We start from the raw sequence: 16,199 nt of genomic DNA, 5'->3' as shown, positions 1-16,199 counted from the left end.
TAGAATATGGTTATAGTCTATTTAAGGTTTTCAAATGGATTTTCAACAACATTCTTTCTATCTACGATATACGGAATAAGTGCTGTTTGTCTAGCTCTTTTGATTGCCCCTGTTACAAGCTCTTGGTGTCTTTTACAGTTACCAGTGAGTCTTCTTGGCATGATCTTAAATCTCTCGCTAAGTGAGAATTTAAGTAATCCCAAGTCTTTGTAGTCTATATAGTCTACTTTTGATTCACAATATTTACAAAATCTTTTTTTAAATTTTCTTCTTTCTGCCATGGTGTTCTCCTAAAACGGTATTTCATCTTCATTGATGTCAATTTCTGGAATGTTTGACGTAGGTTGCGGTGCAGCTTTTGGAGCAGACGGTGCAGGTTGGCTATAGCTGTCATGCGATGGAGCATCATACCCTGATGGTCCACCTTGGCTATATCCGTTATCACCCATAGGTGCTGCTTCGTCTTTTCCTCCTAGCATTTGAAGGTTTTCTACTGTAACTGAGTGTCTACTTCTTTTGCTTCCGTCTTGTGCTGTCCACTGATCTAGCTTCAATCTTCCGTCTACTAAAACTTTGCTACCTTTACGTAAGTACTGATTTGCAATTTCAGCCGTTCTTCCAAAAAAAGTAAGATCGATAAAGAGAACTTCTTCTTTTTGTTCACCAGTTGCAGATTTGAATTTACGTGAAGTTGCAATGGCAGTATTACCAATGGCACTTCCACTTTGTGTATATTTAATCTCAATATCTCTAGTGAGGTTTCCGGCTAAAATGATCTTGTTGTACATAAGGTGGCTCCTAATCTATGGTTGATTATGCTTCTGTCGCTTCTGCTTCAGGTGCTTTTGTCTCTGTCGTACCTTTGTTTGCTTCTGCAACAAGTTTATCAAACTGTGCGATCTCTTTGTTTTTAGTATATTTCACAGTTAAAAACTTAATGATATCTTCGTTGATCTTAAGATTTCTCTCAAGTTCTTGGATCGTTGCACCTTCTGCTTTATAGAAAAGAACAGTATAGTAACCTCTGTTATGTTTTTCTACTTGGTATGCAAGTTTTCTCATACCCATGTCATTTGTACCAACTAGCTCGGCACCTTCTTTAGCAAGAACATCTTTTACTTTCGCAATTTGTGCTGCAATCTCTTCTTCTGTAAGTGTAGGTTTAACTACAAACAGTGTTTCATAACAAGTCATATTGTTTCCTTTTGGTTTAATAGCCCATGTATACAGCTGTCATTAGCTGTCCAAAAATGAGCAAGAATTTTGGAAGCGATAGTTTACTATATTATTTCTTAGCTGCACATTAGAGAGGGATCTACATCTTTTTTCGGTCCTAAACTTAAAATTAATAAATATTTTTGTATGATTTAATAAAGTTAATTTATTACAGAAGGTATTACAGTATGGAAAGAAGAAATTTTTTACGGTTATCCGCTACGTCAGCCATGGCAGTAGCTATTGCTCCGTCATTGATCACTCAAAGACTTTATGCCGAAGATGGAAGTTTGTTTCAACCTTTTGAGAAGGTACAACTGAAAGACGCTGAAGGAAATCCTATCAAAGCTTCTGCGTTAGCCGTTGAGGAAAATTATGTATTCAATTACCCGTATGTGGGTACACCGGCTATCATGGTCAATCTTACTTCACCGGCAGAAAAAGATATTGAACTTACAGCTGAAGATGGTACAAAATATATCTATAGGGGAGGCGTAGGTGTAAAGGATACGATCGTTGCCTATTCTGCTATCTGTCCACATCAGCTCACACACCCTCAGCCTGAGATGAGTATGTTCCATTATATAGATGAAAAAGGTACAACGAAAGCTTACAGTGGTGGCGCATTTGTATGTATGTCCCATCTGTCAAGATTTGAACCTAAACAAGGCGGGAAAGTAGTAGGCGGACCGGCTACTCAAGGTTTGGCTTCTATTATTTTGGAAGTGGATGCAGAAGATAACATCTGGGCAGTTGCCGTATTGGGTCCGGTGAAGTTCCAGGATTACTTTGATGCCTTTAAAGATGAGTTTAAAAAGTTCTATGGGAACAGAAGAAAGGCTAAAAAACTTACGAAAGAAGAGACAAAAGTGCAGACACTTAAAAATTTTTCTGCTGATATCATTCGACTATAAAAGTAAGCTATAAGATGATGATGTAGCACATCAACATCTTATTAGGTGTGGTATCCACATCTGCATGTAGCTTTTTGTTATATCTTCAAAATTATTCATTACACTCTTCAGAATAGTTGATTCAAAGAAAACTTTTGTCATAATAGAGTTACTTTATATGATGTAAAGTGATCAACAATATACCATTTTAGGAGGAGACATTATGGCAATGAATAGGAGAGACACATTTAAACTTGTCGGTGTTGCTGCAGCAGCTGCAGCAATGCCGAGTATTGCGACAGCTAGCGAGAAAAAATCAACCGCAAAGAAGACAAGTGGCAAATCAGTTGTAATTGTAGGTGGTGGTTTTGGTGGGTTGACCATAGCTAAGGCACTTAGAAAAAAAGATAAAAACATTGAAGTAACCGTGATCGAGAAAAACAATATCTTCATGGCTTGTCCTTTTTCCAACACACTGCTTGGCGGTCTTGATGGTGTCAGTTTAGACACGTTTGTAGGTGACTATTTCCAGCCTGCTGGAAAGTATGGTTATGATTTTGTACATGCGACAGTGACGTCTATCGATAGAAAAGCTAAGACGGTGACAACCACTGCGGGAGATATCGCTTATGATATTCTTGTCCTTTCTCCTGGTATCGCTTATGATTATGAAAAACAATTCCCTACTTGGTCTTCCGAAAAGATCGCAGAAGTTTCACAAGCTTGTCCCGCTGCATTGATGCCAGGAAATGAACACATTGCGCTGAAACGGCAACTTGAGAATATGGATGACGGTAACGTGATCATCATACCACCAGCAACAGGAAAGTATAGATGTCCTCCTGCACCGTATGAGAGAATAGCTATGGTAGCGAATTATCTCAAGAAGGAAGGTATCGAAGGAAAAGTGATCGCACTGGATACAAGAAACGGTAAATTTGCTAAAGGGGCAGCGTTTCAAGAATCTTGGAAAGATATCTTCCCGGATATCATTGAGTATCACGGTTTGACCGAGGTCGTGGATATCGATACGGAGAAAAAAGTCGTTACCTATAAAGTGTTTGAAGATGAAGCGGATGATGAAGGTGTATTGAAGACAGAGAAGTATGAAGTGTGTAACCTTATACCTATCAACAAGTGTTCGCCTGTTGTGGCTATGGCCGGTATTGAAGTCGATGGTGCAGGGTATGCAATGATGGACGGGTATAGCTTCAGATCCAAGACAGATTCAAATATTTATGTGATCGGGGATGCGGTGACACATGCCATACCACCAAGTGGACAGACAGCGATATGGGCAGCACACAGAGCAGCAGGACAGATCACTGATCAATTAAACGCCAAAGCAAATGATCCTAAAGCAGGTCTTCCGGCTAAAGCGGCAAATGTATGTTATTCTATGGTAAGTGGAAAACCAGAAGAGGCGATCATGGTGACACATACCTTTACAGCAGATCCAAGCGGTAAGCTAGTAGGTAAAGGCAATGTGCCTAAACCAAAAGACGGTGGCGGTAAGTTCAGATCCAAAGGTACTGCAAAAGCGACTAGAGAGTGGTTTGGTGGAGTAATGAGAGAACTCTTCTCTTAATAGGTCATCTTTTTAATGATTTGCACTCATCTTTGAGGGATGAGTGTAATCAGCTACTAGAGTAGCCTCCTTTACTCAAACCCTCAAATCAAAATACAACTTATTAAAAACCTTAACCTATTAAATTTTCCAAAAATAAAATAAAAATTATGTTTTACAGATAGCCCTGCAGCTTGATCAGCATACTGTAGACCAATACCTCTTTTTGCGTACCCGGCGCCTTTTTGATGAGTATCTCACTCTCCAGTAAATGTTCAAATATTTTCAGCAATGCCGCGGATTTTACACGTAAAGCCAACTGTGCTTTTTGTTCTTCTATCTGTTTAGGCAGCTTATATCCAAGAATAGCCGCTGAATCGACATGTCCATGGAGTTTGATATAGGCATGAAAGAGGAAAATCTGATTGACAAAATATTGTGTGGAGCGAAGCAGTGACGCTTCATCTTCTCCCAGTTCAAGCAGTTTGGTAATGGTTGCCGTGATAGGCTTTTTGTTAAAAAGGTCTATGAGCAGTTGTTCTGTTGCCAGAGGTGCGGTCGAGTAGACAAGTCTATCGATATCTTTACTGGTCACTTTCATACCCAGTATGGCAAGTTTATCCAGTTCGTTGGCACAGAGTGCCAGGTTGTTATTGAGTATGAGCATCAGATGCTGGAGGGCATAGTGATCGATGTCAAGCTGTATCTGCTGTGCTTTTTGTTGTAGCATCGCTATACCGTCACGTATGTTCGGTTCGAAAAACCGTACCCATACTCCGCCTTTTTTCTCACTGAAAGCCGCTTGCATACTCTTTGCATCTTTGGTAGCACCTGCATAACCGTAAAGAAAGTAGTTGTCTTCACTTTTGTTGGCAAGTTCTATGAGTATATCGAGCTCTTTTTTGGGTATTTTCTTATCGTGTTTGACCACTACAAGATTTGTACCACCAAACAGAGAGGTTTGGGAAAGAAAATTCTTAGCCTGTTCAAAATCCCATTCGTCGTGGTAGAGAGTGAGCATACTCTCTTTTGCATCGGTTTTTTTGATATAGGTATCGATGTAATGGTCCACAAGATAGTCATTTTCACCATAAAACAATACAGCTTTGGGGAAAGCCTGTTTGAGTTTCTGGTCAAATTCTCTTTGGTACATTAGGCTAACTCCATGGCATCTTTACTCAATTTTTCAACGAATTCAACCATGATGATGGCTTGAGGGATATTGACTTCATTGATCCTGACCCTGACTCTGTCAAAAAGCATCACATTGTCCCCTTTAAGATGCACCGTAACACCTTTGATCTCGCCTAAGAGTACGGCTTTAGCACTCTCTTCTACTTCAACGATCTCCGCTTCGAAAGTTTCACCCAAGTGTGTGGCTGCCCAACGTGCGAATTTACGGTCTCTAAAGTCCCATTCTGCTTTGGTTGCATCTCTCTCAAGTTCACTGACCCTTGCACAGAGCGGTTCGATATTTCTTAGCAGATAACTTGCCTCTTCGGGTTCATCACGCAGTTGTGTCTTGATAAGACGATGCAGTATCAGGTCGGCATATCTACGTATGGGTGAGGTAAAGTGGCTGTAGTGACTGAATCCCAGTCCAAAGTGCCCCACATTTTGTGCCGAGTAGCTTGCACGCCGTAACGCTTTAATGACCATAGCATCTACTTCGGAGGAAAGATTCATTTTTGCTGCTTCTTTTTGTATGGCACGTATAAGAGAAGGTGCATCTTCATACTCTTCCACATAAAGACCAATGGCCGCAAGTTCAGTCAGTAACGCTTCCATCTTGGCAAGCTGCGGTGGTTCATGGATACGGAAGATACTGTCACCTTCACCTGTAAAACGTTTCGCTGCAGCCTGGTTGGCTAAAAGCATACATTCTTCTATGAGCGAATGTGACGGTGTGCCTGTTTCTATCTCTGTACTGACCAGCAAATGTGAAGCATCGATCGTGAGCTTGGTCTCTTCAGACCTAAAATCAAAGCCGTGCTTGAGCCTTTCATTACGCAATTTGACGGTGATTTTCTGTAAAGGAAGCAGCCATGTGAGGATCTGGGCTACGGTATCGGTAACTCCTTCTGTTCCATTTTCCAATATAGCATCGATATTGTCATAGTTAAAACGGTGCTTTGAGTGGATGATCGCTTCAAAGAACTCTTCTTTGATCGGTTTTAGGGTAGTCCTGTCCAAAGCTATCTTCGATACGAAGGCAAGCCTGTCTACTTTAGGTTTGAGTGAACAGATGTTCTCACTGAGCTCACGGGGGAGCATAGGAAAAGATTTGTGCGGCAGGTAGGTGGTGAAACCTCTTTTTTTGGCCTCTTTGTCTATATGGGTAAAGAAAGGCACATAGTGACTGACATCAGCGATCGCTACATAAAGGGTATACTCTTCCATATCAAAATAGATAGCATCATCAAAATCTTTTGCAGTCACCGGGTCAATCGTACAGAAATCCAAATGTGTGAGATCCACACGGTCAGAATGTTCTGCTTTGGTGACTTCCACTTCAACCTCCAGTGCATCAGTGACACATGCTGGCGGGAATTCATCTTCACGCTCATAAAGGGCCAGTGAGATCTTCTCATCGACCATAGGGTCATCCAGGGTTCCCATCACTTCAAGTACTTTATCTGTATCAATATCTACTTTGAGTACCGTACCTAGTTTGAATGCCTTAAGGTCCATGCCTTTCATGACAGCATGGGTTGGTAATCCTGTACGGATGTCTAGAATAAGAAAATTATTTGATTCATCCCTGTGTGTATAAGCGATCGTAAAGAGATGGGCTTTTTCTATGACAAGCTGTACTTTGCCACTGGCACGTCCACGTCTGGCTATGACCCGTTTGGCAACGACCACATCTCCATGCTTTGCGCCCCGAAGATCATCGGGTTCAATCAGCAGGTCTCTTTGCTCTTTGAACTCTGCTTCCACATACCCTTTGCCATCTTTACCTATGTAGAGTCTACCGACACGATAGATGGATTTAAGTTTCCAAAGCCCGTCTACTTCTTCAATGGCACCCAATTGCTGTAGTGCCTGAAAACTGTTCTGGTCTTCTTGTTCGATGTCTGAAATGAGACACCCGTTGATAAGTTGTATGGCAAATGGGGACATGGTCAAAAACTCTCTTCAATGGTCTGTAAAGTAAACGGTAGTGTCACTTTCATGAAGAGTTATTATATTACTTTAACGCTTCAAGTCTCTCTATTCTTTGTTCTGTACTTGGATGTGTACTAAAGAGTTGTTTGAGTGACATATCTTTACCCGTAAATGGATTGATGATGAACATATGTGCGGTTTGCGGGTCCGCATCGTGCATCATCATGCCTCGGGCATAGTTATCAAGTTTAGCCAAGGCACTCTGCAGCCATTCAGGATGGCCTGTCATTCTTGCCGCACCTTCATCCGCCATAAATTCACGGTTACGGCTTACAGTCATCTGTATCACTGTTGCAGCAAGCGGCATGATGATCATCAATGCTATCATGACAAGCGGGTTTGTCGGTCTATCACGGTCTCCGCCAAAGAACATACCAAACTGTGCCAACATCGCTATAGCTCCTGCGATAGTCGCTGTTACGGTTCCTATGAGCATATCGTAGTGTTTGATGTGGCTCAGTTCATGGGCGATAACGGCTTCCACTTCTTCTTCTGTCATCAGGTCTAAAAGACCCTCAGTAACTGCTACGGCAGCATGTTCATAATCCCTACCTGTAGCAAATGCATTAGGCTGTGCTTCGGGAATGATGTAGAGTGCAGGCATCGGCAGATTGGCACGATGTGTGAGTCTTTCTACGATGGTATAGAGCCCTGTGGCAGAGTTGTGGTCTACAGGTATGGCATGGTAATGTTTCAATACCTGTGTATCACTGTAATAGTAGGCATAAAAGTTCATACCTGCTGCGGCAAGAAAAGCGATGATCATTCCCGTCTTCCCTGCTATCATACCCCCAAACCAGATAAATAACAGGGTAAGTCCCGTCATTAGAGCATAGGTTTTCAATTGTTCCATTTGTGCTATCCTTAAAATAGTTATTTTTATTATAAATATACCATATAGATACAAACGGAAGGTAAATCATACGATACGTTATAATAAAAGTATGGTAAAAATAGTTTATATATTCATCACAGTAACAGTAGTGATTTTCGCCGGATTTGAATCTCATATTACGGAGATCACACCTCAGATCAAACAAAGAATGGTTAAAGGAAACTCATGGAGAAAAGGCTGCCCTGTATCCTTAAAAGATCTGCATTATTTACGTATCAAATATATCAATTTCAACGGTGAAGAGCAGATAGGTGAGATGATCGTGCATAAAGAGGTTTCTGCTGAGGTGACAAAGGTCTTCGAAACACTGTATAAAATAGGGTATCCTATCAAAAAAATGAGACTGGTGAGTGACTATAAAGGCAGTGACTGGCAATCCATAGAGTCGGACAATACGTCTGCATTTAACTGCCGTAAAGCTACAGGCAGTAAAAAGTGGTCCAAACACTCTTACGGAAAAGCCATAGATATCAATCCGATAGAAAATCCCTATATTTCCAGAAAAGGATATATCTCCCATAAAGCATCGGCACCCTATAGAAAAAGAGTACATCAAAACTCTACTTATGCTGATAAAGCGGTATTACTGAAAGATGATAAAGCCGTTCAAATATTTAAAAAATATGATTGGCTGTGGGGTGGTGACTGGTCAGGTGTGAAAGACTATCAGCACTTTTCGAAATAAGATGCTTTCATTATAAAATCTTCTATATAGCACTTTTTATAAGGTTTTCTATCGAAGGGTATAAATTCATGGCTCGTAAACGTCGTTATAGCGAATAATCTTATAAAATATGTTAGATTATAATGTTTTGGATTAGTTCAAACACTTCTTGTATATTTAGAGGTTTATTCATAGTTGATATTTTATTTAAAAGAATAAATTCATTAACAATGATATGGTGAGTATACACTCCAACCTTTAAAGTTGGAGCGAAAAGAGGTATGAGGCTTCCCTTATTTATTCGTTGACTTTGATGACATATGGTGAAAGAAGTGCATTCGGGTTGGCGCCAGATGTTGATCCGGGTTTTACGTAGGCACGCTGTGTGATGCCCAGAGGATGTAGCAGCGGTAACTCGGTCGTATTGACCTCTACACAATAGTTGGCTAAAGATGCTTCGCAAGTTCTAGATACAACCGCAGTATAAAGCATCGGTAGCTGATCCTTGAGACGTTGTGAGACTTTCTCATACAAATTGTATGACCGTAGAACAGCTTCGGCAGAGCCTGTCAAATTTCCCTTGTCAAATCCGGTAACATCGACATTGCTTTGTGAAATGCTGTCTATACCGTAGAAACCTATCATGCTGTAAACGCCCAGACTGATATAGGTAGCCGCATCATTGAGTGTATGGTTAACGCCAGTCACGATAACGGGTTGGTTATTCCTAAGCAGGCCGACAAACCCGAATCGGTACGCATCCGTATCCTGGTTATCTGCCAGGCATATGGAACCTTCTTCAATACACTCTTGCCCAACAAGACCTGCCAATTCTCCGGTCTCCATATCGGTTTCGCTGGTAAGCATCTTCTTGCTTTCCACAGGAAGTCCCGTTGTCGTCTGCAGATGCGTTTCCAGCAGTGTCGTCAGTTCTACCAGTGAAGCGTTGTAGTCTGATTCGTCGACGGTTATTTTTTGTGTATACTCCGGTGTTGGAAATGCAGTGAAGGGTAGAGTGTTTTTTGAAACTCTGTATACGAGGATATTATCGTCTCTGGATGCTTTCCATTGATCTGCAGCTGCATCGTCTTCAGGCATTGCGTAACGTATCAGGGTGACGAAGTCATCAGCAGCGCTCTGTTTCCCAAGTATGGTGTTGTCACCGACAGGTTCTGTGAAAATGACCTGGCTTTGTAATCCTACGGAAGTAGCATCTGCAACAAGTGCATCGGCAAGCGACTGGTTCGCCGTCGTGATATAAACCACTGCATTGCCGCTCCATTCGATATTTGCACCTTCTTCTACGACAACGTTGTTGATATCGTTGCCTAGACTGCCAAATACTTCTGCCCGCTCAGGATTGGGCGTGGCTTTCATATATGTGTCATAATGGGAAGTATCACGGCTGAACATATAAGTTTGATACCCCATGTAGGCCGCTTTGGGAGGAAGATTGACAATGGTCATCAGTGCATCGTTTTTGCCAAGTCGAAAGAACATATTGGTTTTGTCGCCGTTTGGTCCTGTGGCATTAAACTCATACGCGTAATACGGGTCCAGATACGTCTGCTCAACAGGAAGTTGCGGAATCAGGTATGGGGCGGCCGGATTGTTGGCAAAACAGGTACCGAAAACCTCGATCAGTTTCACGCATTCGGCATTATCTACCATATAGAGGCTTCCCTGTGTGACATTGTAGTCACGTGTACCGAGTGACTCAGCCCAAGATTGCCATGGCTTGATGGGTACGAGGGCATCTATTTGCTCAGACGAGCCTGAGCTATTGCACCCCGATAACAACAGTACCGCGCTCAACAGCGCGCCGTATAACGAAACTTTCATAGACCCATACTCCTTTTATAGCTATATTCTCGTCCCATGTTTAACGTGGAAACCAATAAAACACCCAACATAGAAGAATCCCTATCAAAAATATTTTAGTATAAAAAGTATATCAGAAATGTGTTGATTGTAAAACCTTATAAAATATATAACTTTATAGGGTTTTGATTGATTTTTTTTCTTTAGTCATTTTGGATATTCATATGTTCTTTTTTTAAATTTTCATATGACATAAAATAATACCTACTTTCAAAAATGAAAAAAAATGAAAAAAATAATACATAATACCACTGCCCTTTTTTCGCATTTATAAAGTTATAATTATAAATTCGAAATAGCATAAAATATAGTAATACAATTATAAAAAAAGTAAAAATTGAAAATAAAATATTCTTTCCCTCTTTCGCTCGAATTAATAAATTATATTTTCTTGCAGTTATACCGCTCAGTGTAATAAGCGATAATGCAAACCAATTTGGATCTGAAAGATAATTAAAGACGTGATTCATTGTATATATATGTATGCTAACTGCCATTACAATATATGAAACAAAAACCATAACATAATTCTTATCTATTTTCATTTTTTCTTCTTTTAGCTCTTGCACTCTTTTCTTGTGGATAATTTTCTGTATAAACAATATGATAAATATTGTTGTTGCACCAGTTAATAAATTTAGTCTGCTTTGCAAAATAGAAGACATTTACTTTCCGATTTTTTCTGATAAGCATTTGTCCTGCAACAAAGGGTCCTACTGCTATTAATAATCCTTCAATATTACCAATATGTTTTTGAGCCAATACTAATACAAAAAGAAGGATAAAAATGAAAAAACCATTCCATAAGACTACCCAACCATGCCTTCTCATAAGAAATGTGATACTGGTGAAAAGAATCATAATTGCTATATAAAATACAATATCCATAGGGCAGCCTTTTTTAAACTTCATAGCAACAAAGTATAACTAAGGTTATATGTCTTTATACTTTTTATGAGTATTCATATTAATTCTTTGAAAATAGAAACCTTATAAAATATATAACTTTATAAGGCTTACAAATTTTATTTTTGCCATTTGAAATTAATAGGTTTTACTGGTTCTATCTCTCCTGATATGTAACCCATATTCTAATTGTAGTTTAATAGTGTAGTCTGCATTCCACATCAGGAGATGTGGAACGAGGAAAATACGTAATAAATAGATACTTAAATCAGATAAAGAAGGCTATTCTCAGTATATGATTGCTAAAGTATCAAAAATATAACAACCTACTACTTATGGGGTTATTAAGAGGAATAGGCAATGAGTTATCGTTATCAACTGACCCCTATTTTCATAATTTGAACTGTATTTTATTACCCAAAAATGCCAAAAGCATTAGTGATCCAAAGCAAGTTACTCATATTAAAGAGGTACTAAAGTCTAGGGTAGGGGATAGTTTAACTATTGCTGAGATTGGTGGTAACATAGGTAAGGCTACGATTGCTCAAATCAATAACAATGAAGTACTTCTTACTGATGTTACACTGGATAAAAAACCACCAGCTAAACTTGATTTAACAGTTATTCTTGCTTTGCCACGTCCAAAAGTGCTACGTAGATTGATTATGGATATGACATCTCTTGGTGTTAATAAACTTATTATTGTAAATAGTTACCGTACTCAAAAAAGTTATTGGCAAAGCCCATTACTAAACCGTATAGATGAGTTTGTTTTTGAAGGGTTACAACAAGCCATAGATACAGTGCCACCAGTTATTGAGTTTAAAAAACGTTTTAAGCCATTTGTTGAAGATGAATTTTCTGCTTTATTACTAGATAAAAAGGGGTATAAAGAGCAAGGTAATGCAGTGATCGCTCATCCTTATGCTTCACAATCTTGGAAATCATATCTTGATGTTACAAAGCGTAAGACTAGCAATAAAGATTATATGCCAAAGGTACTATGTATCGGGGCTGAAGGCGGTTGGATAGACTATGAAGTTGATTTACTTTGCCAACAAGGTTGTACATCAGTTAGTTTAGGACAAAGGATATTAAGAACAGAAACAGTGGTTAATGTGTTACTTGGTGATTGGTTAAAGGTATGACAGTAATAGCATAAATTATACCTCTCAGGTGATAATGATAAGATTGACCCCTAAATTGTCTTCTTTTCAAAACCTTATAAAATATATAACTTTATTAGGTTTTTAGTAGATATTTATGTAAAGGAGAGTAACTTTTAACACTTTGGACAAGATTAAAGGAAGTATGCAGACAAGTATGAATGATACAATCTAAAATAAAAGTTACTAGAAAACCAGAAGTATAAAAAAGGAGGACAAGGTTCCTTCATAGTTTTCATATCATTAGTATAATCTTAATTTACACAGCTTTATTCAAAAACCTGTATAAAAAATAATCATTTTTAATCTCATCTATTTTGTTTGCAAATGATTTGAATATCATTGATTTAACAATATCACAATGATGATCGATAACACCAAAGAGACCATCTTCCAGAAAAGTACCGGATTGCGTTCCAAGAGTGGTGGTCTTGATTTATTTAAAAAGACTTTATTGGGATGACGCAGGTCATATAAAAATTCAGACAATTCTCCATAACGTTTGTATGGATTCGGTTCCAATGCTTTTTTAAGTGCGTCATCGATCCACATGGGAACCTCATGGGTCTCAGTATGTAAATGTTTGTATTTCAGTTTTTTTTGGGCCTTTTTAGTTGTAGATTTAGCTACCTGCGTACCATAAGGAAGTTCACCTGAGATCATCTGATAGATGATCACTGCCAGTGAAAAAAGATCTGATCTTGTTGTGCCTACCTCGCCCAGAAAATATTCCGGTGCGGTGTATGGTGCCGTTCCTAGTATATTTTCTTGTTCCATATAGGCATTGCTCTCCACAATTCCTTGAATTCTGGTTGAACCAAAATCAATGATCTTCACTGTTCCTGTACTGTCGATCATAATATTATCAGGTCTCAGATCTTGATGTATCATCTCCTGGCGATGAAGAGAAAGCAAGCCTTTGGCTATCTGTTCTGCAATTTCACGGACGGTTTCTATGGTCGGATTGGGATGGTCGATCATCCACTGTGTCAGGGTTTGACCATCAATAAATTCTGTCACATTATAAATATAGTTACGTTGACGCGTCTGCAGATATGACTTGACCAGATGGGCATTGTTCATACGTATCGCAATCCACTCTTCAAGTAAGAACCGTTCGAGATACGCCTTGTCTCCACTGAGGTCAATGGAAGGTGTTTTGAGAACCACAGAGGTATCCGTTTCGGTATCCACAGCCAAATAGACATGGCTTCTATGGCTGGCACTCAGCTCACGGATGATCTTGTAGCCATCAAAGAGCATTCGTGCTTCAAGTAGGGGAGGCAGGGGCTTTTCACTCAGTTGTTTTTGGATCTCATTGGCATCTTTATCGGGCAGTGTCTCCACTTTGACAAGCTGAATGGTCAAATTGTCATCGCTCTCATTTTCATAGGCTGTTTCGATAATGCGTTTTGCTGCAGCATTCAGGTCACCACTGCATGACTCTATGATACTGATGATAAGAGCAGAACTGACATACTCATACACACCGTCTGTCATAAATAAAAAAATATCATTGACCTCTACGGGCAGTGTATCGTAATCGATCTTCAGATCTGAATCCACACCCAAGGCACGACCAAGATAACTTTTTTCCTGTGTCACCCACATACGGTGGTCTTCGGTCAACTGTACCATCTTGTCATCTCTCAATCGATAGATACGGGCATCACCCACATGGAAAATATGGGCTGTTGTTGACCTGATCACCATTGTACTGAAGGTACAGACATAGCCTTTATTGGCATCATAGCAGTATTGGCTTTGTCTAGTCTGTGCATAGAGCCAAGAGTTCGTTGCCGTGATCACACGTTGTGCAGACTTTCGCACGGACCAGGATTCAGGTGTACTGAAGTAATCCATTAAAAATGAGGTGACTGCTGTTTTACTTGCTGTTTGACTGACTTCACTGCTGCTGATCCCATCAGCCAGAGCAATGGCGATCCCTTTGTTGGTTAATTGGGGTTCTTGAGGTACACAAATATCATGAAAATCCTGATTGACCTCTTTTCGGCCTTTAGTGGAGTATTCGCCAATAGAGATCTTTAATTGTTTTTCCATTGTGTTTTGTCACCTTATAGTATCTGGATCTATACTCTTGAGAGCTTAGGTTTTAAAAGTGTTTAATTAAAAGCTTTTGTGTGAGAAAATGCCCTTAATTCAAAACTTTTCTATTTCATTTTTGATTGTAGTGAAAGATTAAGACCTGCCGGCATTAATCTTTGAGCACTACACTACCATGATTTGTAAGGCAGGAATTTACCGTTCATAGTGATCACCACCCTGTCACCCAGTGGGTTCTCTTCTTTGTCGATATCCAAAGAGAAATCAATGGCACTCATGATACCATCTCCGAACTTTTCACCCACGATCTCTTTGATCGTTTCACCATACACACCGACGACTTCGTACAGACGATAGACCAATGGATCCTGAGGTATCGTAAAGTCCCAGGTTTTGTTGGGATACTCTTGTAAAGTGATCGCTACTTCTTCGTCTAAACCAAGTACTTCACACAGTTTTTCTGCAGGTTCCTGTTTCAGGCTGTTCATTCCCAAACAAGCCGAAGTGAGGAAAGTAGCCGACAGACCAACCTTCTCGGCCAACGCTTCCCAGCTCATCTTGGCACTTTTTTTTGCCAGAACGATGGCTTCCGTCATCTCAATTTTTTTCATTTAATATATCCTTTTTGCTAATGTTTGATAGACTCCAGCTTATGCAGCTGAAGCGTCTTTTGATTTGATTCTCAATTCACGTTTTGCTCCGGTTTTTACGTGTGTTGCATAGAGTGTCAGACCTGTAAAGAGAAGACCACCTGTTAAGTTACCCAGTGCAACCGGAACCTCATTCCAAAGAAGATAGTCTACAACTGTAAAGTCACCACCCATGATCAAAGAGAATGGAAAAAGGAACATGTTAACGATCGAGTGTTCAAAGCCCATGAAGAAGAACAGCATGATCGGCATCCACATAGCGATCGCTTTACCACTCACTGTTGTAGAGATCATCGCACCCACAACACCCATTGCTACCATCCAGTTACAAAGCATTCCACGGATGAATACAGTAAACCAACCAGAAATACCGTGTTCCTGATACCCCAGTGTTCTGGCTTCACCAATACCTGCAACTTTTTGGGCAATAGCACCACCATCCGTATCAAAACCATAGGTAAAGATGAACGCCATCATAACCGCGACAGTTAACGCACCTCCAAGGTTACCAAGTCCCACTAGACCCCAGTTTCTAAGTATCTGACCTACAGTAACTCCCGGTCGTTTATCGATCCATGCCAATGGCACCAGTACAAATACACCTGTCAAGAGATCAAAGCTCATTAAATAGAGCATAATAAATCCAACCGGGAAGAACGCTGCACCCACAAGACCTGAACCTGTTTTCATCGCAACAGTAATTGCAAAAACAGCAGCCAATGCTAAAATTGCTCCTGCCATGTAAGCACGTATCAGTGTATCTTTTGTAGACATATATACTTTAGATTCTCCCGAATCCACCATTTTTTTTACAAATTCTGTAGGTGCTAAATAAGACATGATGCACTCCATGTTTTGATAAGTAGTTTTGACATTTTCATTCCTTTTTTTAATTCATAATAGTGTTACAGGCAAAATGATCACCCTATAACTTGATCGCCTTTTGATGATATGGATAATCATCACTCCGTTGTCCAGCAGGATATAACGTTTATGACAGTTATGTATTTTCCTTATGCAAAGTATAAGGTAATATTGTCTTAATAATATTCATTGTATTGTATAAAAAATAATCATTTAAAGCGAAGAAGCAGCTGACAGGCAGAGACAAACGTATCAAATATATTACT

17 protein-coding genes are annotated in these 16,199 nt (G+C 39.7%); 5 read left to right on the top strand and 12 right to left on the bottom strand.

Going from position 1 to position 16,199, the window contains the following annotated elements:
• Nucleotides 1-17 precede the first annotated feature (17 nt).
• Genes rpsR through rpsF form a run of 3 tightly spaced genes read right to left on the bottom strand, consistent with a single transcriptional unit; the run spans nt 18 to nt 1,194 of the window.
• Nucleotides 18-281: a 30S ribosomal protein S18 gene (gene rpsR / locus SULAR_RS09350; protein WP_008245396.1), complete on the bottom strand. Its 264-nt coding sequence runs from the start codon at nt 279-281 to the stop codon at nt 18-20.
• 9 nt (nt 282-290) lie between these two features.
• Nucleotides 291-788, bottom strand: a complete 498-nt coding sequence (locus SULAR_RS09345) for a single-stranded DNA-binding protein (protein ID WP_008245394.1) — start codon at nt 786-788, stop codon at nt 291-293.
• A 25-nt stretch (nt 789-813) separates the two neighbouring features.
• Nucleotides 814-1,194 carry a 30S ribosomal protein S6 gene (gene rpsF, locus SULAR_RS09340; RefSeq protein WP_008245392.1) on the bottom strand — a complete coding sequence of 127 codons (381 nt, stop codon included), beginning with the start codon at nt 1,192-1,194 and terminating at the stop codon, nt 814-816.
• Nucleotides 1,195-1,403: 209 nt separating this feature from the next.
• On the opposite strand from rpsF, the gene SULAR_RS09335 reads away from it, so the two are divergent.
• Together SULAR_RS09335 and SULAR_RS09330 are read left to right on the top strand one after the other, a co-directional pair.
• A complete protein-coding gene (locus tag SULAR_RS09335; protein ID WP_008245390.1) occupies nt 1,404-2,129 on the top strand; it encodes a Rieske 2Fe-2S domain-containing protein in 726 nt (241 codons plus the stop codon).
• A 202-nt stretch (nt 2,130-2,331) separates the two neighbouring features.
• Entirely contained in the window at nt 2,332-3,696 is a 1,365-nt protein-coding gene (locus SULAR_RS09330) for an FAD-dependent oxidoreductase (protein WP_008245388.1), read from the top strand.
• A 154-nt stretch (nt 3,697-3,850) separates the two neighbouring features.
• On the opposite strand, the gene holA is transcribed toward SULAR_RS09330, so the two are convergent.
• The 3 genes from holA to htpX form a co-directional block, all read right to left on the bottom strand.
• Nucleotides 3,851-4,828: a DNA polymerase III subunit delta gene (gene holA, locus SULAR_RS09325; RefSeq protein ID WP_008245387.1), complete on the bottom strand. Its 978-nt coding sequence runs from the start codon at nt 4,826-4,828 to the stop codon at nt 3,851-3,853.
• Nucleotides 4,828-6,798, bottom strand: a complete 1,971-nt coding sequence (locus SULAR_RS09320; protein ID WP_008245384.1) for a ribonuclease R family protein — start codon at nt 6,796-6,798, stop codon at nt 4,828-4,830. Before SULAR_RS09320 ends, holA begins: the two co-directional genes overlap by 1 nt.
• 67 nt (nt 6,799-6,865) lie before the next feature.
• Complete coding sequence (htpX, locus tag SULAR_RS09315; RefSeq protein ID WP_008245381.1) at nt 6,866-7,696, bottom strand: zinc metalloprotease HtpX; 831 nt, start codon at nt 7,694-7,696, stop codon at nt 6,866-6,868.
• A gap of 91 nt (nt 7,697-7,787) precedes the next feature.
• Between htpX and SULAR_RS09310 the strand changes: the two genes are divergently transcribed.
• Nucleotides 7,788-8,423 carry a M15 family metallopeptidase gene (locus SULAR_RS09310; RefSeq protein WP_051002505.1) on the top strand — a complete coding sequence of 212 codons (636 nt, stop codon included), beginning with the start codon at nt 7,788-7,790 and terminating at the stop codon, nt 8,421-8,423.
• Nucleotides 8,424-8,699: 276 nt separating this feature from the next.
• Here SULAR_RS09310 and SULAR_RS11190 read toward each other — a convergent pair whose 3' ends face one another.
• Nucleotides 8,700-9,500 (bottom strand): hypothetical protein, encoded by an 801-nt coding sequence (locus tag SULAR_RS11190; protein ID WP_155993871.1) that lies wholly within the window; start codon nt 9,498-9,500, stop codon nt 8,700-8,702.
• A gap of 16 nt (nt 9,501-9,516) precedes the next feature.
• Between SULAR_RS11190 and SULAR_RS11185 the strand changes: the two genes are divergently transcribed.
• Nucleotides 9,517-9,663 carry a hypothetical protein gene (locus tag SULAR_RS11185; RefSeq protein WP_155993869.1) on the top strand — a complete coding sequence of 49 codons (147 nt, stop codon included), beginning with the start codon at nt 9,517-9,519 and terminating at the stop codon, nt 9,661-9,663.
• A gap of 763 nt (nt 9,664-10,426) precedes the next feature.
• Here the strand turns inward: SULAR_RS11185 and SULAR_RS11380 are convergent.
• Nucleotides 10,427-10,828 (bottom strand): hypothetical protein, encoded by a 402-nt coding sequence (locus SULAR_RS11380; protein ID WP_008245376.1) that lies wholly within the window; start codon nt 10,826-10,828, stop codon nt 10,427-10,429.
• Nucleotides 10,815-11,171: a hypothetical protein gene (locus SULAR_RS09295; RefSeq protein ID WP_008245374.1), complete on the bottom strand. Its 357-nt coding sequence runs from the start codon at nt 11,169-11,171 to the stop codon at nt 10,815-10,817. Before SULAR_RS09295 ends, SULAR_RS11380 begins: the two co-directional genes overlap by 14 nt.
• Nucleotides 11,172-11,488: 317 nt before the next feature.
• On the opposite strand from SULAR_RS09295, the gene SULAR_RS09290 reads away from it, so the two are divergent.
• Nucleotides 11,489-12,337 (top strand): 16S rRNA (uracil(1498)-N(3))-methyltransferase, encoded by an 849-nt coding sequence (locus tag SULAR_RS09290; RefSeq protein WP_008245372.1) that lies wholly within the window; start codon nt 11,489-11,491, stop codon nt 12,335-12,337.
• A 357-nt stretch (nt 12,338-12,694) separates the two neighbouring features.
• On the opposite strand, the gene SULAR_RS09285 is transcribed toward SULAR_RS09290, so the two are convergent.
• The 3 genes from SULAR_RS09285 to SULAR_RS09275 all read right to left on the bottom strand — a co-directional run bounded on the left by SULAR_RS09285 (nt 12,695) and on the right by SULAR_RS09275 (nt 15,909).
• Nucleotides 12,695-14,416, bottom strand: a complete 1,722-nt coding sequence (locus SULAR_RS09285) for a bifunctional protein-serine/threonine kinase/phosphatase (RefSeq protein ID WP_008245371.1) — start codon at nt 14,414-14,416, stop codon at nt 12,695-12,697.
• A 173-nt stretch (nt 14,417-14,589) separates the two neighbouring features.
• Complete coding sequence (gene cynS / locus SULAR_RS09280; RefSeq protein ID WP_008245370.1) at nt 14,590-15,030, bottom strand: cyanase; 441 nt, start codon at nt 15,028-15,030, stop codon at nt 14,590-14,592.
• A 39-nt stretch (nt 15,031-15,069) separates the two neighbouring features.
• Nucleotides 15,070-15,909 carry a formate/nitrite transporter family protein gene (locus SULAR_RS09275; RefSeq protein WP_008245369.1) on the bottom strand — a complete coding sequence of 280 codons (840 nt, stop codon included), beginning with the start codon at nt 15,907-15,909 and terminating at the stop codon, nt 15,070-15,072.
• Nucleotides 15,910-16,199 lie beyond the last annotated feature (290 nt).

The organism is Sulfurovum sp. AR (genome assembly GCF_000296775.1).
Taxonomy (GTDB): domain Bacteria; phylum Campylobacterota; class Campylobacteria; order Campylobacterales; family Sulfurovaceae; genus Sulfurovum; species Sulfurovum xiamenensis.
The sequence above is the reverse complement of the archived record's forward strand: the minus strand, read 5'-3'. Positions and strand labels throughout refer to the sequence as shown.